This window comes from Capnocytophaga sp. FDAARGOS_737, from assembly GCF_009730375.1.
Taxonomy (GTDB): domain Bacteria; phylum Bacteroidota; class Bacteroidia; order Flavobacteriales; family Flavobacteriaceae; genus Capnocytophaga; species Capnocytophaga leadbetteri.
Genome location: NZ_CP046316.1, coordinates 1727740 through 1747400, shown reverse-complemented (window position 1 = coordinate 1747400; position 19661 = coordinate 1727740). Strand labels below are relative to the sequence as shown.

General features: G+C 40.0%; 15 protein-coding genes. 1 reads left to right on the top strand and 14 read right to left on the bottom strand.

The genetic code is table 11. The annotated features are described in order from the left end of the window. Window positions 1–50: 50 nt before the first annotated feature. From FOC45_RS07890 to FOC45_RS07825, 14 genes are all read right to left on the bottom strand, one after another. Window positions 51–2144: a leucine-rich repeat domain-containing protein gene (locus FOC45_RS07890; RefSeq protein ID WP_231121850.1), complete on the bottom strand. Its 2094-nt coding sequence runs from the start codon at window positions 2142–2144 to the stop codon at window positions 51–53. Between the two features lie 146 nt (window positions 2145–2290). Next, window positions 2291–3982 carry a D-lactate dehydrogenase gene (gene dld, locus FOC45_RS07885; protein WP_009391238.1) on the bottom strand — a complete coding sequence of 564 codons (1692 nt, stop codon included), beginning with the start codon at window positions 3980–3982 and terminating at the stop codon, window positions 2291–2293. Continuing rightward, window positions 3979–4584 carry a DUF5683 domain-containing protein gene (locus tag FOC45_RS07880; RefSeq protein WP_009391239.1) on the bottom strand — a complete coding sequence of 202 codons (606 nt, stop codon included), beginning with the start codon at window positions 4582–4584 and terminating at the stop codon, window positions 3979–3981. The genes dld and FOC45_RS07880 overlap by 4 nt, the downstream gene beginning before the upstream one ends. After that, on the bottom strand, window positions 4577–5509 hold the full coding sequence (locus tag FOC45_RS07875; protein WP_009391240.1) for a ParB/RepB/Spo0J family partition protein: 933 nt from the start codon (window positions 5507–5509) through the stop codon (window positions 4577–4579). Before FOC45_RS07875 ends, FOC45_RS07880 begins: the two co-directional genes overlap by 8 nt. Beyond that, on the bottom strand, window positions 5509–6279 hold the full coding sequence (locus FOC45_RS07870) for a ParA family protein (protein ID WP_009391241.1): 771 nt from the start codon (window positions 6277–6279) through the stop codon (window positions 5509–5511). The genes FOC45_RS07875 and FOC45_RS07870 overlap by 1 nt, the downstream gene beginning before the upstream one ends. Before the next feature lie 12 nt (window positions 6280–6291). After that, window positions 6292–6597 carry a YbaB/EbfC family nucleoid-associated protein gene (locus FOC45_RS07865; RefSeq protein ID WP_034540558.1) on the bottom strand — a complete coding sequence of 102 codons (306 nt, stop codon included), beginning with the start codon at window positions 6595–6597 and terminating at the stop codon, window positions 6292–6294. 47 nt (window positions 6598–6644) lie between these two features. Beyond that, entirely contained in the window at window positions 6645–8315 is a 1671-nt protein-coding gene (locus tag FOC45_RS07860; protein ID WP_009391245.1) for a putative transporter, read from the bottom strand. Window positions 8316–8532: 217 nt separating this feature from the next. Then, window positions 8533–10158, bottom strand: a complete 1626-nt coding sequence (gene pruA / locus FOC45_RS07855) for an L-glutamate gamma-semialdehyde dehydrogenase (RefSeq protein WP_009391247.1) — start codon at window positions 10156–10158, stop codon at window positions 8533–8535. Between the two features lie 158 nt (window positions 10159–10316). After that, window positions 10317–11249: a hypothetical protein gene (locus FOC45_RS07850; protein WP_009391249.1), complete on the bottom strand. Its 933-nt coding sequence runs from the start codon at window positions 11247–11249 to the stop codon at window positions 10317–10319. Window positions 11250–11271: 22 nt separating this feature from the next. Next, the gene (locus tag FOC45_RS07845) at window positions 11272–12012 is read right to left on the bottom strand and encodes a hypothetical protein (RefSeq protein WP_009391251.1); all 741 of its coding nucleotides are present in this window, start codon (window positions 12010–12012) and stop codon (window positions 11272–11274) included. 15 nt (window positions 12013–12027) lie between these two features. Beyond that, entirely contained in the window at window positions 12028–14349 is a 2322-nt protein-coding gene (locus tag FOC45_RS07840) for a TonB-dependent receptor domain-containing protein (protein WP_009391257.1), read from the bottom strand. Between the two features lie 38 nt (window positions 14350–14387). Further along, entirely contained in the window at window positions 14388–14753 is a 366-nt protein-coding gene (locus tag FOC45_RS07835; protein ID WP_009391258.1) for a hypothetical protein, read from the bottom strand. Window positions 14754–15052: 299 nt separating this feature from the next. After that, window positions 15053–15463 (bottom strand): hypothetical protein, encoded by a 411-nt coding sequence (locus FOC45_RS07830; protein ID WP_009391259.1) that lies wholly within the window; start codon window positions 15461–15463, stop codon window positions 15053–15055. Window positions 15464–15653: 190 nt separating this feature from the next. Then, a complete protein-coding gene (locus tag FOC45_RS07825) occupies window positions 15654–16667 on the bottom strand; it encodes a hypothetical protein (RefSeq protein WP_009391260.1) in 1014 nt (337 codons plus the stop codon). 650 nt (window positions 16668–17317) lie between these two features. Here FOC45_RS07825 and FOC45_RS07820 point away from each other — a divergent pair. Next, window positions 17318–19561 (top strand): nitric-oxide reductase large subunit, encoded by a 2244-nt coding sequence (locus FOC45_RS07820; RefSeq protein WP_009391263.1) that lies wholly within the window; start codon window positions 17318–17320, stop codon window positions 19559–19561. Window positions 19562–19661 lie beyond the last annotated feature (100 nt).

The window sequence follows — 19661 nt, the reverse complement described above, 5'->3', positions numbered from 1 at the left end:
TTGTCAAAGTCCTAAAACTCTGACAAAGTCTTTATTACCTGATAATGAAATTAATCTACTAAATCTAATACTTTGATTTTGTCTTTGAGGTTAGCAGCTTTGCTTTTATAACCCTCTTCACTTCCAGAAGGTACATAAATATTTTTAATAGGTGTGCCTACAAAAATATTAGATAAAGGAAAAGCATTAGGTTGACGTATAATAATTGTGTGTAGGTTCGCACAGTTGCTAAAAGAGGCATTACCTAAGCTAGTAACATTTTTAGGTATGATAACTGAAAAGAGTTTTACACAACTTGAAAAAGCACCAGTTCCTATAGAAGTTACATTTTCAGGAATTTCTATATTTTGCAAACGTGTACAGTTATCAAAAACTCCTGCATTTATCTTTCTAAGTTCTTCAGGAAGCTCTACAGTTCTAAGTCTGTTGCAAAGTCTAAAAGCATTTTCTCCTATTTCGTTGACTTTATTGCCTATGATGATAGTAGTGAACTGATAATCAATGTTATTTACTTGTCTATCGAAAGCATTATTGCCAATTTTTGTCACCTCTCTTAGTCTAGGGTCTGCATCCATATCAATAAAACGTGTTTTAGGGTTCAACCACTTTATCAAAGTTTTACCATCATCACTTAGTTGATAATCTTCATTATTGATATTTTTACCAGTCAATGAAATACCTGTAGTAGGCCAAGTGTTATTTGCTTTAGGACCATAGAATATCTTAGCTTCTGTATCAATATAATAATCTCCGTCCTTACCTTGGGTAGTAGGTTTCCCCTTATCAGCATAGATTACAGAACCGTCTTTACCAGGGAGACCTCTTTCTCCTTTCTCTCCTTGGGCACCTGTAGCTTTTACTTCCGTTTTTTCATCACCTATATACCAATAACCATTTTTGATATTAGGTTTAGGAGCATCTTTACCATCTTGTCCTTTTGCACCATCAGCTCCTTTGTCGCCTTTTTTTCCTTCTTTACCGTCTTCTCCTTTAGCTTTAGTAGTAGAAGTTTGTCCATTTATCACCCAATAACCCTCATTATTAATAGTTATAGTAGGGGTAACACCATCTTTTCCGTCCTTTCCATCTTTACCATTTTGAGCTTTAGCTTTGGTAGTAGAAACTTGTCCGTTTATCACCCAATAACCCTCACTGTTAATGGTTATAGTAGGGGTAACACCATCTTTTCCGTCCTTTCCATCTTTACCATTTTCAGCTTTAGCTTTAGTAGTAGAAGTTTGTCCATTTATCACCCAATAACCCTCACTATTAATGGTAATTGTAGGGGTAACGCCATCTTTTCCGTCCTTTCCATCTTTACCATTAGTTCCGTTAGAACCATTTTGTCCGTTGGTTCCATCAGTTCCTTTAGCTTTGATATTTGTTTTTTGTCCGTTTACTACCCAATAGCCATCAGCTGAAATAGTAGGAGTAATGCCGTCTTTTCCGTCCTTTCCATCTTTACCATTAGTTCCGTTAGAACCATTTTGTCCGTTGGTTCCGTCAGTTCCTTTTGCTTTGATATCTGTTTTTTGTCCGTTTACTACCCAATAGCCGTCAGCTGAAATGGTAGGAGTAATGCCATCTTTTCCGTCCTTTCCATCTTTACCATTAGTTCCGTTAGAACCATTGCTGCCATCAGTTCCTTTTGCTTTGATGTTTGTTTTTTGTCCGTTTACTACCCAATAGCCGTCAGCTGAAATGGTAGGAGTAATGCCATCTTTTCCGTCCTTTCCATCTTTACCATTAGTTCCGTTAGAACCATTACTGCCATTAGTTCCGTCTTTTCCTTCGGCCTTGATGCCTGTGTTAGTTTCACCAATGTACCAATAACCTCCTTTTATATTCGGCACAGGGGCGTCAGTTCCATTTTGTCCGTCATTACCTTTATCGCCTTTCAAGCCGCGCAAACTGATAGGGTTACCCCAACCTTCAGCAGTTTTAGCTCCGTAGAGGTTTACTCCGCTGAGGTCTAAGTAATAATCACCAACTTTCCCTAAAGAGGCATCAGGAATTCCATTGCCTGAAAGAATAGCATTGCCGCGTTCACGAATTACTTCTACACGTTCCTCAATAGTTTTAGTACATTGTACAGTGGTAAAACCTATACCACCTAACATGGCTATAAATAAGATTCTTTTCATTAACATTTGATGTGTTGATAATTTGGTTCTAACTAATTTGCCCAGCAAAAAGTATGCCAAAGAATGTTAAAAACTTCTGTAAAAAGGCTGCTCAATACAAATGAGCAGCCTAATATAGTATGATAAAATGTTTTAAGATAATATACTTATTTCCAATCTTTCTTCTTCGATGTTTTACCTATACCTGGGTTAAAGGTGTTGGTAGGGTCAAGACTATTGTAAAAGTTCTTAAGGTCATCGTTAGCGTGATAGAGGTGTCCTACATTGTGTTCAGCAGGATATTGAGCACCGCGCTTGTCTAATAGTTTGAGCATCTCTTCTTCTATCTCTTCGCAGTTATACCCTTTCTTGATTACGTAGTCTTGGTGAAATACGTGGCACATAAAGTGTCCGTAGTATAACTTGTGCAAGATTTTGTTATCAATTTCGGGCGGTAGTTTCTCAAACCAATCTTCGTCATTCCGACGCAAAGCGATGTCTAAAGCAACAATATCTTCCACCTCTTTTTCGTGTACTGAGCGATAGCGTATAGCGGCTGAAGCTACTGCAAAGCGCAATAACATAGCGGCTTGAGCTAATTTAGCATCACACTCTATATAAGCCCCTTTACTGCTGTCAGCAAACTCTTTTTTTAGATATTCGCGAGCTTCTTCTACTCCTTTACCTCCCATTTTCAATATAAGGTGATGCTCGTACTGATTGCGGTAGTCCCATAGTATTTGGGGCAAGTGTTTAGGCATCAGCTTAGAAGTTGCTTGCAAAAACTTCTCGCTGAAGTGGTTAGGCATAAAAGGCAGTTTTTTAGCTACACGGTCACCCCATGCTTTCATAGCAAAAAGACGCGGTAAGTATTCTGTACCTACATTTTTGATATACCAGAAAGTATCTTTTCCATATTTAGCTGCTATATCAAAAGCCGTGCGGTGTATATACTCTCCTGAGATAGGTATTTGTTCAAACGAACCCAACATATCTCGGCGTAGCTTGGTAAGTACAGCTGTGTCATTAGTACCTATATAGAATACAGCTGTATTTTTTTCAGCAGCGAAAGTATCTACACGTACGGCAAAGATAGCTAACCTACCGGCGCTTCCTGAAGCTTCATATAGGCGAGCAGGGTCAGCGTTAAAACGTGCTGGTGTATCGGCATTTATCTGGCGAACGTGGTCGCAATAGTGGTGGTCGTGTCCTTTTTTGCCAGTATTCTTAATGTCTTTAGTCTGGTATTTTCCTTCTTGCAGATTGGTCAGTATCTCTTTTGGGGTTTCGCCCAAGTCAATACCCAAGTGGTTTATAAGCTCTAACTTACCTTCAGCGTTTAGCTGGGCAAATAGGGACATTTCAGTATAAGCGGGGCCTCGTTGTACTAACGAACCTCCTGAGTTGTTGCACACCCCTCCAATTACTGAGGCTCCTATGCAAGACGAACCTATCACCGAGTGTGGTTCGCGTCCGTAGGGCTTAAGTTCTGCTTCAAGGTGGTTTAGGGTCGAACCTGGCAAACATACGGCTTGCTCAGCGTTTAATATTAGTTGTACATTGTCATTGCGCATAGTGTTGATAATCACTACATCGCGGTCGTAGTCATTCCCAAAAGGGTTAGACCCACCTGTGATGCCGGTATTAGCAGCTTGCGAGATGACGATTACATCAGCAGCCACACAGGCTTCTAATACTTGCCACTGTTCCCACAAGGTTGCCGGACGTACTACTGCTATGGCGTTTCCCGTCCCAAAGCGGTAACCAGTACGAAATCTTTCGGTTTGTGCAGGGTCGGTCATTACGTACTTTGCGCCTACTATGTTGCGCAAGGTAGCCAATAAGTTTTGTGTATTCATTTTTTTGATTTATAGGTGAGTGTTACTCCAAATTGCGGTTGAGTGAGGTAGTCGGTCTGTATGTAGGGCTCTAAAGAAAGCCGTTCATCTACGTTAAATTGTTTCAAGTGGGCATCAACGTTTGCCTCTATCACGTTTAGGGCATACATACCTATCCCTATAAGTATCGAAAGTTCTTTGTTACGCCTGTAAAACTGTATGCCACGGCGTAGCCCATCGGTGCTCAGAAGCGGTTGTCCATCAAGGTAAAACTCGTCATCAGTATACCCTTGCTGTCGTCGTTTGTAGGCAGTTAAGTAGCGGTCGTACTCTTTAGAATTTCGTATATAGAAATAGATAGGTGTACCAATAGCGGCATACACTAAGGGCACTTTCCAATAGCTCTTGTTGTATATCTGCCCCAATCCAGGTATTACAGCCGAGTAAAAGGCAGCTTTAGCAGGTGATAGCGGGTCTGTATTCCACGTTATTTTGTTTAGGTTGTTTTGCATAACGGCTACCTGCATCGAGTCTGAAGGTATTGTCGCAACCTCCTCCTTTTGTGCATACGCCATACGCCCTCCTAATAGGAGAACCATTATCAAAATAACAGCTTTATTCATCTTTTTTGTCTAATAATCTTTGTATGCGCTTAAAATCTTCTTCAGAGTTAAAAGGTATTGTTAGGCTACCCTTCCCGTCTTTACTCATTTTTACGGCAACTTTTGTACCAAAGAAGTGGTTGAAAGTACTGATGTGCTCCTTTATATAAGAAGGCACTTCAGTTTTGCTACTGTTTTTGGGCAGACTTACACTGGCTACTTCAGTAGTTTCAGGGTTTTGAATGCGGCGTACTAATTCTTCGGTGTCGCGTACCGAAAGATTATCTGCTATGATGCGCTCATATACTTCAGCCTGTTGTTCAGGGTTTTCTATTGGTATAATAGCGCGTCCGTGCCCCATACTTATAAAACCATCGCGTATACCTGTTTGCACAATAGGCGCTAACTTCAGTAGTCGCAGATAGTTGGTGATGGTAGAGCGTTTTTTCCCTACACGCTTACTCATTTGGTCTTGGGTTAGGTTTACTTGCTCTATCAGCTGTTGGTACGAAAGGGCTATCTCTATAGGGTCTAAATCCTGACGCTGTATATTCTCTACCAATGCCATTGTCAGCGAGTCGTTGTCATCGGCTATTCTGATGTAGGCGGGTATTGTTTTAAGTCCTGCCAATTTAGAGGCGCGAAAACGGCGTTCACCCGAAATAAGTTGATATTTGTTCCCTTCTTCTAATTTGCGAACGGTGATAGGCTGTACTACCCCCAATTCCTCTATAGACGAAGCGAGCCCTTGCAACTCTTCTTCGTTGAAAGAGGTACGTGGTTGGAAAGGGTTTGTCTCAATCAGGTCGAGCTCTAATTCTATAATATTTCCTACTATCTTATCAGCATTCTTGTCGTTGATAGAGCTAATCGTAGCTTCAGGACTGTTGCCGAAAATAGCAGATATTCCTCTTCCTAAGGATTGTTTTTTAGCAGGTTTCGTCATTAGGCTGTCTTGTTTTTATCTATGATTTCTTGAGCTAAGTTGATGTGGTTAGTTGCCCCTTTGCTAGTAGCATCATAGTTGATGATAGTCTCACCAAAGCTGGGGGCTTCACTTAGGCGCACATTGCGTTGTATGATAGTTTTAAACACCATATTGCTAAAGTGTTTTTGCACTTCTTCTACCACTTGGTTTGATAGGCGCAAGCGTGCATCATACATAGTCAGTAGCAACCCTTCAATGTCTAAATTAGGGTTAAACGACTTTTGTACACTTTTGATAGTGTTCAATAGCTTGCCCAACCCTTCCAAAGCAAAGTATTCGCACTGTATAGGTACGATTACCGAGTTAGCAGCAGTCAGGGCATTTAGGGTGATGAGCCCTAATGACGGAGCGCAGTCTATTAGTATATAGTCATATTGGTCGCGTATGGGCGCTAAGGCTTTTTTAAGCATATACTCGCGCTCTTGTTTGTCTACTAACTCTATTTCAATGGCTACCAAGTTGATGTGGGCAGCTATCAAATCAAGGTTAGGCGAGCTAGTATGTATAATCATATCTTTAGCGTCCATAGTATGCTCAAGTAGTTCGTAGGTACCGTGTTCTATCGAATCTACATTGATGCCTAAACCCGAGGTAGCATTCGCCTGAGGGTCAGCGTCAATAAGCAATACTTTTTTCTCTAACACCCCCAATGAGGCTGCTAAGTTTACTGAGGTAGTAGTTTTTCCTACCCCTCCTTTTTGGTTTGCAATAGCAATTATTTTACCCATTTGTTTTGTGTTTTAAAAGTTAAACGGAAGCCCTTGTTTGGCTACAGCTGCCAGTGTGGCTTCGTTCTTTTCTGTAGCTTTGGCTATAGCCTTGTTTAGCGTAAGTATCAAAAAGTCTTCTAAGGCTTCTTTGTCTTCCAAAAGCGTATCGCTTATGCTAATTGATTTAATTTCTCTGTTAGCAGTGATGGTTACTTTTACGCTCCCATCAGCGGTAGATTCTTCCAAGAGTACATTGCTGAGTTGCTCTTTAGCTTCGTCAGTTTTTTGTTTAATCTCTTGGAGCTTACCCATCATATCCATCATATTTCCAAACATAGTATTCTGTTTTTTTGAGGGTGCAAAAGTAAGCATTTTTTCTAACATCACACAAAAAATACAATCAATAATTGTGCTACCATTATTCGCAAGAAAGTAGTAAGAGGGTATACGCTTGCGTAGGTAAGGGCAGGTATTTCAGAGTTCGACATATCATTAGCAAAAGCCAATGCTGGGGGGTCAGTAGAAGCTCCTGAAAGCAATCCACAGATTTCCAAATAGTCTAATTTGCCTTTTATACGTGCAATAAGCGAAGTTACTAATAATGGTATTAGAGTGATAAGTACACCTAAGCCCATCCAGTAAAGTCCATCGCCGTGCAACAAAGTTTCTATAAATTTAGCTTTAGCATCTAAACCTACACTAGCAAGGAATAGCACAATACCTATCTCGCGCACCATTAGGTTGGCACTTTGCGATACGTAGTGGGTCACTGAGAATTTACCACCATATCTACTGATAAGTATAGCAACAATAAGAGGGCCTCCCGCCAAACCTAAGCGTACAGCACCTGGTATACCTGGTATTGAGAAGGGGATACTGCCTAATAATACCCCAAGAGTAATACCCATAAAGAGCTCTGCTATATGTGGGGTCTGTAGGCGGCGTTTAGAGTTACCAAATTCTTTACTCACTAATTGTATGTGGGTTTCATCGCCTATTACGGTGATAGTATCACCAAATTGCAACTTAGTGTGGGCAGAAGGTACGAACTCCACTCCCGCACGAAATACGCGGGTTATAGTCACCCCAAAGCGTCTGCGCACATCCAATTCTCCTAAAGTTTTGGTGAAAATAGCACGTTGTGTTACATTGATACGGCGCGAGGTGTAGCGCATATCTTTCTCATCAGGGAAATAATCAGTGATAGCTACACTATCGCCCATTAGCGTAAAGAACTTTTCATTCTCTCTCTGGTTAGCTACTACTAATACCACATCGCCTTCTTCTATTAGGGTGTCAGCATCAGCTAAGAGTATTTCACCTTTTCGGCACATACGCGAAATGGTAAAATCAAAATCGAGCGTCTTCTTAATAACGCTTAGTTTTTTGCCAAATAAAGATGGATTGGATACTTTGATAGCAAAGCGGTTGATAACTACTTGGTCTTTAGAATGCCGTAGTGAGTTTAATCGTTTTTCAGCTTCAATATTTACTTTGAAGATACCTCTTAAGCCCAACATCACAATGATAATACCAAATACCCCAAACGGATAAGCTACTGCATACATAGTAGTAAGCGAGGGGGCATCTTCGCCAAACTTCTCAGCCAACGCAGCATTGGCAGCTCCCAAGCCAGGCGTATTAGTTACGGCTCCAGACATTATCCCTACTAAGGTACTCATATCGGTATTTGTAAGGTAGTGAATGGCAATCACTGTAGCCACACAGGTAGCTATTGATATTACTGCCAACAGATTGAGCTTGATGCCTTCTTTCTTAAAGGCAGAAAAGAATCCTGGCCCTACCTGTAGTCCAATGGTATAGACAAAGAGTATAAGCCCAAATTCTTTAATAAAGTGCTGAATATGAGTGTTTACCGTAAAACCCATTTCAGCCATAGCAATGCCTGCGAAAAGTACCCAAGCAATACCAAATGAGATGCCAAAAAATTTAACCTTTCCTAAAGCAACTCCTATCGCGATGACCACACTATACACTATCACAGTGTAAGCCACACTCTCGTGGTCGGCCATCAAGTTCCAAAGCCATTCCATTTTTAATGTTTAATTTGATTGATTTTGTTATTCTATTTTGCTAATTTTTTACTTTGAAAATAGACTGTCCAAAAAGTTTTTCGTGTATGCTGACCATCACATCTCCCCCTTCGAAGGGGGAGGGGGGATGTTAATAATCATAGAGTTATGAAAATCTAATTTGTATTAATGTTTTAAGGTGAAAAAAACTTTTTTGGACAGCTTTACTATTCCTTTATTACCCCAAGAAAGGATAACGATAATCCACTGGTGGTACGAAAGTTTCTTTGATAAGGCGAGGTGATACCCAGCGCAATAAGTTCTGTGCCGAACCAGCCTTGTCGTTAGTACCTGAGGCACGTGCGCCACCAAAAGGTTGTTGTCCTACTACAGCTCCCGTAGGTTTATCGTTTACGTAGAAGTTACCTGCCGCATTTTCAAGGGCTTTCACCGCTTCGTCTATCGCGTAACGGCAAGTAGCAAATACCGCTCCTGTAAGGGCGTAAGCCGAGGTTTCATCTACTAATTTTAGCGTTTCTTCCCACTTAGCATCTTCGTATACATACACGGTTACCACAGGCCCAAAAAGCTCAGTTTCCATAGTGGTGTAATGCGGATTAGTGGTAACAATTACGGTAGGTTCTATAAAATACCCTTTGCTCTTGTCGTAACCACCGCCTACGAATATTTCGGCATCTTTATCTTTCTTCGCTTCGTCTATGTATTTAGCCAATTTGTCAAAAGAATTTTCGTGAATAACAGCTGTGATAAAGTTCTCTAAGTTTTCAGGAGAACCCATTTTGAAAGACAATACGTCTTTTTTCACCAATTCCAATGTTTCCTCAGCCTTTGATTTAGGTAAGTATACACGAGAGGCAGCACTACATTTTTGTCCTTGGTACTCAAATGCGCCACGAGTGATAGCTGTAGCTACTTGCTTTGCACAAGCACTTGGGTGGGCAAGGATAAAGTCTTTACCGCCTGTTTCACCTACTATCTTAGGATAAGTTCTGTAGTTATGAATGTTGTTGCCTATTTTCTTCCAAATATCTTGGAAAACATTGGTAGAACCTGTAAAGTGGATACCAGCAAAATGCGGACTAGCCAGTAGCGCATCAGTAATCATCGCTGCATCACCGTGCAGTACATTAATAACCCCATCTGGCAAACCTGCTTTCTTAAATACTTCTACTATCATATTAGCCGAAAATACTTGCGAAGCACTTGGTTTCCATATTACTACGTTACCCATTAGGGCAGCACTTGCAGGTAGGTTGCCCGAGATAGCGGTGAAGTTAAATGGAGTAACGGCATATACAAATCCCTCTAATGGGCGATATTCTACGCGGTTCCATACCCCTTCTGACGAGTTAGGCTGATCGTTGTAGATATTAGCCATAAATTCCACGTTGAAACGCAAAAAGTCTATCAACTCGCAAGCAGAATCTATTTCAGCTTGGTGTACAGTTTTAGATTGTGCAATCATTGTGGCAGCGTTCATTTTAGCGCGATAAGGCCCTGCAATAAGGTCAGCAGCTTTCAAGAAGATAGCGGCGCGTTCTTCCCACGCAAGGGCAGCCCATTTCTTACGAGCTTCAAGGGCTACAGCTATCGCTTTTTCTACCTCTGCTTTGCTAGCGTTGTGGTAAACGCCCAAGCAGTGCTTGTGGTCGTGTGGGGGGTGCATCTCGCTCGTGTTGCCAGTGCGTACTTCCTCACTGCCAATGTATAGCGGAGCATCTACACAGGTGTTCCATAATTCTTTGTAGGCTTTGAGCACCGCTTCGCGCTCAGGGCTGCCTGGTGCATAACTCTTTACGGGCTCATTTACAGCCTTAGGTACTTTAAAAAATCCTTTTCCCATTGTTATTTTGTTTTTTTAAGTTTGTTGATGTATTTAAAAATTTTCGGCTAAGATACAACAATTATTTGAACCACCAAAATTTAAAAAGAAAAAACTTTGCCAAAGGTATAACCTCTGGCAAAGTTCTTCTTTTGTCCTTTGTATTTTGTCTCTCCTCTTTACAAAAAGGTACCACTACTTTCAGGATTGAGGGTTGAAGAGAGAATATCGTTTCGGTCTTTTTCGATTTCGGCTTTGGTCGCGCCAAATTCGCGCATTGCATCTTCTATTTGTTCATCTTCTGCTATGATATCTGTATAGATATGAATAGGGATTTTCACTTCCATAACTTTATTAGCCGGAAGGGTACTATAAGTTAATCCAGCGGGTTTGGTAGCGAAATAGCCTAACACAATTTGCAAATCGAAATTTACATAAGCTCTTTTGATTTCAAAAAAGCCTTTTAAGCCTATTTGCTCTTTACGGAGCACACCTTTGGGGGCATTGGGGTTATTGTCTATACCTGCCCCTCCTTTGATATACAACTCTTCAGGATTGGTATCGCGGTATTTGTAGCGCAAGGCTTCAGCTTGGGTAGGCACTGTAGTATTACTAGCTACTGCTGTGAAATTATCGGCGATAAAGAAGAATTGATAGTGATTAGGAGCCTGACCAGTAGTCAAGAGTGAGTTTATACGTTTGCCTTCTTTATCATAGAAGATAAGTTCTATTCCAGAGAGTGATACTCCAGCTTCATCATTACTTCCTTCCCAACGGATAGCGGTAGGATTGTTGCTTGCGGGGGTAATAACGCCATTTTTGTTCTCAAAATAGAAATGTTGTACTGTTTTGAGGTATTTCACGGGATAGTCGGGGTTACCGTGGAAATAGCCGTGAGAATGCCCTTTGGTAAATCGCACTTCAAGTTGGCTCCACTTAGCCATAAACTCTTCAGTAGTAACTGTGGTGGTAGAAGTTGTGGTAACGGTAGTAGTAGAAGTTTGAGTAGTAAGAGGGGTTACTTTATTATCATCTTTGCTACAAGCGCTAAAAGCAGTAGCCATCACTACTAAAAGGAAAGTGTATTTAAAAAAATTATATATATTTTTCATCGTTTTTTTAATGTTAAAAAGGTTATTGTTTAATTTCTATGGGTAGTGTCATATCCGAATCTAATTGAAACGCATTAGAGTATTCCACTACGTTATAAGGGCGCTCTTCTTGGGTTTGTGGGTTGAGCTTGTTAGCAGTGAGAAAGTGTGCTAACTTAATTCGCAAGGTATAATTGCCGACAGTAGCTTCGTCTTTAATGTGGAAAAAACCTTTTAGTCCCACAGGGTCGCGTAGTTCTGGGTGCTTTTTGTCCCAAGTGCGCAGGCGCAACTTCACCCCTTGTGTGCCGTAAGTGCTATTCTCAGGGTCAGTATCCTGATATTCATAACTTACTACCTTGTTCATAGTGGTTACCATCGCATCTCTTCCTTCTTTATTTTCAGGGTAATTTCCTTGAAATAACTGAAAGAAGTGTTGGTGGATAGGTGCCATTTCAGCAGTTACAAACTCGTGGTTCATACGCACTCCGTTGTTGTAATACACTATCTCGAACAGGTACTCGTGCCCTACTTGCCATTGTATAGGGTTATTGATGTCGTACACTATTCCCTTAGGCGACTTGTTAGCGGTACGCTCTTGCACTGCTTTAGTGCCTTTATCGGTGATGATAAACTGTACCTTGTCGGGCATATCGTGTCCTCTATCTTTAGTCTCGTCAGTAGGTGGTTTTGGTTTACTATCGTCCTTACTACAGCCACTTACGGCAAAACACACTAAAATTATCATACTGATAGCTTTTAAATAATATGATATTTTTTTCATTTTTTTTGATGTCTTTTAAAAATTATAAATCAATCTCACGAATACATTCCTACCCAAATCGTGGGCGTAATACCTAAACCGATTGGTGTATTCCTTGTATTCTGTGTTCAAAAGGTTTTCGGCAGAAAGCCTTATTCCTAAAGTTTGTTGTCCTCCTATCTTCAGCTTTGTTTCTATATTAGCCTCAAAAAGGTGATAAGCATCAGGGGTAGTAGGCACTAACTCTTGGGCAGGTTCAAAGCGGGTTTGTTGGGCTACAAAGGTGTGCCCTATACCCACAGCAAAGTTTCTTACCAACCCTCTATTGCGCTCTACGTTCCATTTTAACTGCTGATTTATGCGCGGAGCGGGTATAAAGGGGAAATATCGCTTAGTCTGCATCTCATTAGCAAAAACTACAGAGCCCTTCAGTTCATAGTTCAACTCTTGGTCGCTTAGGCTATGCCACTTCAGCAAAGGTAGTTTTGCATCAAGGTCTACGCCTCTAAAGAAAGCATCAGCTTGGGCATACTGAAAGATAGGGTACACCCCCGAAAACAAGGTACGCGTTTCCCCCGTAGGGTAGTCGTAAATATAGTTTTGTATCCATTGTAGGTACATATCTATATTCACTCGTATCTTGCGGTTGTTAAAACTAAAGCTGGTGAGCCACTTAAGTCCTGTTTCCGATTGCAGTGTCTCATCGCCTAAATCATAGGTACCTGCTCCGTGGTGCAAGCCACTGCTGTACAGCTCGTTTACGTGAGGGGCACGCCACGCCAAACCTATATAGCTGCCCACATCTATCCAACTAGAGAGGTGGTGCGAGGCTCCTACACTGTAGGTCAGGTTGTGAAATTGGTGTTCTCCTCCGTAGCGTTGTGAGTACATATCGTAGCCATCGGCGTTTAGGTATTTGTAGTCATACCTAAGCCCTGCTTGGGCTTGCCAATTCATATAAGAGTAACGTTGTATCCCAAAAACGCCGTAACTAAGCGAAGCAAAGTTAGGGATTACAGGCACTACCCCCGTACCAGGTTGGTTGTAGTTGTCCTGCTTGCTAAAGCTACCCCCTATCATCGTCCCCCAACGGTAGCGATAAGAGTGTTCCCAATCTACATCAAGGATGTGAGTGGTGAGCTCCATATTCAGGGCTGGGATGCGCGTCCTATCCATCCTACGCAAACTAAACTCTTGGCGTATATCTTTCTGAAAAGCGTATTGTGCCGTCAGTTTACTGCCTAAAGGCAGGAGGTAAAACGCTTTGGCTTTCAGTAGGTGATGTACTACCTTTTGCTTAGGAGCATTGATAGAGTACGAAAACGGATAGGTAGTCAGCGGTCTGCCGATTTCAAACCTGCCTAATAGGTCGTCTAAATTCCCTATATGCGACCCGTAGAATACACTGCTCTCATTCTCATAACGGCTGTAAAACACTTCAGCAGTACCTTTGTTTTTCTGTACGCCTGTTGCTACCGAAAAGTTCGCCTCACGGGCTGCGGTGTTGTTCAGCAGATAGTTAGCCGTACTGATGTCGCCCGAACGTTTTAGGGTACCTTGCATCCGCCATGCCCACGAATGTAGCTTGGGTACAGACCCCTCTACACTTGCCGTTAGGGCAGTCTTTCTACCGTTTGAAGCAAATGAGGGCAATAACTTACCGTGCAGTCCATCGCCATAAGGCAGTTTGTTTGGGCTGATGAGTATTACCCCACCCAGTGCATCCGAACCATAGCGAACAGCCTCAGCTCCTTTCACTACGCTTATCTGGTCAGCCACCATAGGGTCTATTTCAGGAGCGTGGTCAGCCCCCCATTGTTGTCCCTCTTGGCGTACCTCGTTGTTGAGTATCAAAATACGATTGCCGTGCAAACCGTGAATCACAGGCTTGGCAATAGTACCCCCCGTTTGTATCATCGAAACACCTGCTACTTGGGTAAGTATTTTAGACAGTTCCTCTCCTGAATGCTTTAGAAAACCATCTTGCTTGATAACCTGAATCCTATAAGGCAACCTACATTCTATCACAGAAGTATTATGTCCTACCACTGTTACCGCATCTAACTGATTAACAGTCTCTTTCATTACTACCTTGTAAGGTTGGGCGATAGGCAGCGTAAGCGTTGCTTCGTAATCGTGATAACCGAGATAAGTGATTTTGATAGGATAAGACCCTTTAGGCGTTTTCTCAATAGCTACTTTGCCGTCAGAGTCCGTTAGGTAGTGTTTGCCCATAAAGTGCACCACCGCTCCTGCCAACGGCAATTGTTGAGTATCTTCTACTTGCAGTTGTAAGCGTCCTTGTCCAAAAGTTGAAAACGCACACAACAGCAGCAGAAGAGATAATATCTTTTGCATAAGAATTTAATTTGAAAATTAATTGATTTCTCAATTTGCTAATTGGCAAATTGACTCATTGACAAATTAACAGGCGGTCCTCTTGAAAAGATAGTAAAGACATTTTGCGGAATGTCTTTTTCAATAAAGAAGAAAATAGTTGAAACGCTTTGCTCCCATAAATGATAAGTAAAGAAAGAAGGAGCAAAGAACTGATGAAGTTGTAGAAAGATACAATCGTGGTGAGTATCTATAGCCGAAAAGTGTGCTTCGTGCTTACATTCACTACCTGTAGCAATAGCGCATAACTCCTTATTTGTGTGGTGGTTATGAAAAAACTCACCCACAGGGAAAGCCACTTTTAGCATACATAGCAACAGCAAAGAGGCAATTAAGCGTATATGTACAGATTTCTTTTGTATCATTCCAACGGCAAAGGTAAGAAATAATTTTTAATTAAGCATTATATATTAAATTTTGAGTATCTTTTTTTCTGTAAGTTTAGGTTAATCATCAAAATCTATATAATTCAACTTGCTAGTTGAAAAGTTAAAAAAATAAAAAAGCAAAGCAAAAGATTTGTATATTTGTAATTGCAAAAAAAATAAAAACAACTCCAATGCTTTGCAAAGACAAAATTACATCAATTTTTTGTATTATCGATGATATTTATACGATAGCCTATCTATTAAAACTAAAATAGACATTGTTATTTAACAGTTTACTAATCCAATCCTTTCTTCTTTATCTCTATAATTACTTCATCATTAGATAAATAAAATATAGTATCATTCTTTTTCTCTTTTATATAACTGATATATTTTTTGTCGGAATATATAGTATCAATATCAAAGCTATTTAATAAGGCTACATCATTTTTTAGTTCTGACAATGTATATTTCAAAAAACCATTAGATCTATTCCAAAAAACTTCTTTTAACTTTCCTTCCTTATCGTAGTGAGAAATGGTTTTTATGTTTAACTTTCCGTAGCTATTTTCTATAAAACCTATAGGATTATAAGAATACTTTTTACTTACTTTTTTTGTACAGATAATTTCAAACTCAGTTTCTTTAACACTACAATTTATAAGTAGAAAACTAATAAAAATGCTTAATTTTATTTGGTATTTCATCCTTTCTATCTCTTTAGTGGTGGCGATACGCTTTTTTGTACGATATGTGAATTGTGAGGTAACATTTTAAAATTTAACTATTTATAGGAATCTCTAAAAATATAGAAATTTCCTTCATTTTCCCTGATATGTTGTTCTCCTGTCTCACAAGGTATTATCTGATGTACTTCAATGGCAGAGGTGTTTAGAGCTAATTCTCTTCCTCATAGATAAATAACGTATTTCCGGAGTCCAGAAGAAACATTTTATCATCATAGAACTTTATATCCATAACTCTTTCATAGGTTTCTACTTTATGAATCCACTTATATTTGCCTGTTTCGGGGTCAATGGCAAGGATAAAAGCGTATCCAGATATAAAGACTTCATACCATAATAACCCTTTATGATATACTACCCTATAACCAGCTGGCCAGTATGTTTCTCCATTATATTCAAAATCAGGCAAACGAGAATATTTTCTATTATAATTATAGAACTCTCCCGTATCTAAATCAACACGATAAAAAGACAAGCTGGTACACACATAACCATAATGTCCTACGATTTCCATAGTCCGTGCATAATGATCACACTTCCAAATAAGAGAACCATCCTTTTGAGAAAGACAAACAATGCCCATTTTAGCAATTACTATAAAAGTATTTTTATAAGGATGTACAGAATATATCTCTATTTCTTCCCCAGGAAAAAAGTCTTGGATATTTTGTTGCCATAGTAAAGAATAGTCATTTTTTACATATATATAAATATATATATCATCATATCTTACAATGTAATCATATGTGAAAAACGCTGTTATTCCTTTGAGAGGCATTTCTTTTTCTTGTAATATACCACCTTTCAGTATATCAAATGTTAAAACTCTATTCTTATTAATATTATATAAAATATTTTTATCATAGAATCTGGATGAGAATAAATATAGTTCTATTTCTCCCTTAAATATTATTTTTTTTGTTTTTCTATCATATATCAAAAGATCCTTAGAAGTTCCTTCAGTATTCTTTAGGTTAAAGATAATAACCTCCTCATTTACATAATAGTCATATACATTATTTTCTTTTGATTGCCAAAGGACTTTTCCTCCTAAAGATAACTCTTGGAAGTATCTCTTTTCCTCTTCTTCTTTTATACCATAAATAAGCCCATCTATATAGATATATCTGCCTATATCATTGATTTTTTTTACTTGTCTATACATAACTAATTCACTATTTCAAAGAATTTTTTTGCAAAAACACTATTAGGTCCAAATAGTTTTTCTAACTCCTTAATAGGTTTTTTCCTCAGCTGTTTTAAGAGCTTGTAACACTTTTTATTTTAGGGCATCAAGGGTTCTAATATTATCTGTTTTTGCAAATATCCATATCTCCAAAGTAAAATTTCTTTTTTAAGCCTTTTTTCTCTATTTCTTCTATAATAGTTTTCTTACAGCAATCACTGTACCGAACTATCACTGTCCGCCTTTTTGTCATATTTTTTTTCTGTTTTTAGTATAGATCTATTTTAGGATGTGAAACTGTGTAAGATGAGTATAAGATGAGTATAAGATGAGTATAAGATGAGTATAAGATGAGTATAAGATGAGTATAAGATGAGTATAAGATGAGTATAAGATGAGTATAAGATGAGTATAAGATGAGTATAAGATGAGTATAAGATGAGTATAAGATGAGCGAAGGAAAGTCGGCGAGCTGGCGCAGCCGAGTATGTGACGAATAATAAACCTACTCTACCAGAGCGAATACTAATGGATTCATAGAAAAATAAAAAAAATCTCCCTTTTTTATACAAGATAGAAATATCTTTTATATCTTTGCACCCGAAATTAAAAACACTAACAATTTTATTATGACAGCAAAAAAATTGTGGATTTGGTTAGGGGCTACAGTGGCAGCCTCTTTCTTGGTGCTGATTTTTTTCGGTGTAGAAATATATCGTACAGCACCTCCTTTCCCCGAAAAAATCGTAACTACCGATGGGGAAACGCTCTATGAAGGGCAAGACATCAAAGACGGTCAGAACGCTTGGCAATCTATGGGTGGTCAGACCGTAGGAAGTATCTGGGGACACGGAGCTTACATCGCTCCCGACTGGAACGCCGATTACCTCCACCGCGAGTCTATGCTCTTATTAGATTTGTATGCTCAAAAAGACGGCAAAGTCTATAAAGACCTGCCCGAAGAAGAGCAAGCTAAGTATCAGGTACAGTTGCGAAAAGAGCTTCGTGCCAATACTTTCAATCAGCAAACGGGGGTTATCATTTTCTCACCTGAGCGCGCGCAAGTAGCTAAAGAGTTAGCTAACTATTATAGCAAACTCTTTATGGATGACCCTGCACTCGAGCAAACGCGTACCCATTACGCCATTCCTAAGAATGCGATTAAAGACCCTGCCCGTATGGCGCAGATGAACGCTTTCTTTACTTGGACGTCTTGGGTGTGCAGCACCAATCGTCCTAATGACGATGTTACTTATACCAATAACTGGCCTTACGATCCGCTCATTGGCAACCACCCTTCTACTTCTTTGCAGATGTGGTCTGGCTTCAGCGTGCTAATGCTTCTCTTTGGTGTGGGGCTGCTTGTGTATTACCACGCTCGCAACAAAGAAGAGGAAACCAGCGAGACTTTCCCTACTGAAGATCCTTTGCGCAATATGAAGCCTACCCCTTCAATGAAAGCAACCCTCAAATACATCTGGATTGTTTCATTGCTTATCATTGTACAAATGATTTCTGGGGTTATTACAGCGCACTATGGCGTAGAAGGAGGCGGCTTCTTTGGTATTCCTCTCGATGTAGTATTGCCACAGGCTATTTCTCGTAGCTGGCACGTACAGTTGGCTATTTTCTGGATTGCTACCTCTTGGTTGGCTACAGGTTTGTATATAGCGCCTGCTGTATCTGGCTACGAACCTAAATATCAACGTCTTGGGGTGAATGTACTCTTCGTGGCTTTACTTATTGTAGTATTAGGCTCATTAGCCGGTCAGTGGATGGGAGTAATGCAAAAGTTAGGCTTAGTAGAAAACTTCTACTTTGGTCACCAAGGTTATGAGTATATCGAGCTTGGTCGTTTCTGGCAAATTCTATTACTCGTAGGTTTGTTCTTGTGGTTGTTCCTAATGGTTAGAGCTTTAATTCCAGCTCTCAAACGCAAAGACGAAAGCCGCCATTTATTGTTGTTGTTCGTACTTTCATCAGTAGCAATTGCTGCTTTCTACGGTGCGGGACTAATGTATGGTCGTCAAACACATATGGCAATAGCTGAATACTGGCGTTGGTGGGTAGTGCATCTTTGGGTAGAAGGTTTCTTCGAGGTATTTGCTACCGTAGTGGCAGCCTTCTTGTTCTCTCGTTTGGGCTTGTTGCGCATCAAAGTAGCAAGTACAGCCGTACTTTTCTCTACTATTGTATTCTTAGCAGGAGGTATATTGGGTACTTTCCACCACCTATACTTCAGTGCTACACCTACAGGGGTATTGGCATTAGGGGCTACCTTTAGTGCGCTCGAAATCGTGCCTTTGGTACTCATCGGTTACGAGGCATACCACAACTACCAATTGTCTAAAACAACCGAGTGGATTAAAGCTTATAAATGGCCTATTTACTGCTTCATAGCTATGTGCTTCTGGAACTTCCTTGGGGCAGGTATCTTTGGTTTTGCTATCAATCCACCTATTGCTTTGTACTACATTCAAGGGCTTAATACCACTGCCGTTCACGGTCACGCTGCCTTGTTTGGGGTATATGGTATTCTTGGCATCGGTTTGATTCTCTTTGTATTGCGCGGCTTGTATGCCGACCGTCATTGGAACTACAAGATTCTCGGTTGGTCATTTTGGCTTATCAATATAGGGCTGTTTGTAATGTTAGTAGGCAGCCTATTGCCTATAGGAATTTTACAAGCGGTAGAAGCTATCCAAAATGGCTATTGGTCAGCGCGTTCTGAAGAATTTATGCATACCGACACAATGCAGATTATTCGTTGGTTGCGTGTACCTGGCGATACGCTTTTAGCTATAGGCGAATTGCTATTGGTATATTTCATTATCGGTCTGAAAACCGGTTGGTCTCTTAGAGAAAAACGATAATTTATCATAGGTTAAAAATACCCATATAGCTAATTAATTCTGAAAAGGGCTGTCCACACAAATCTTCTTGCCGGACAGCCCTTTTTATTATTTATTTTTA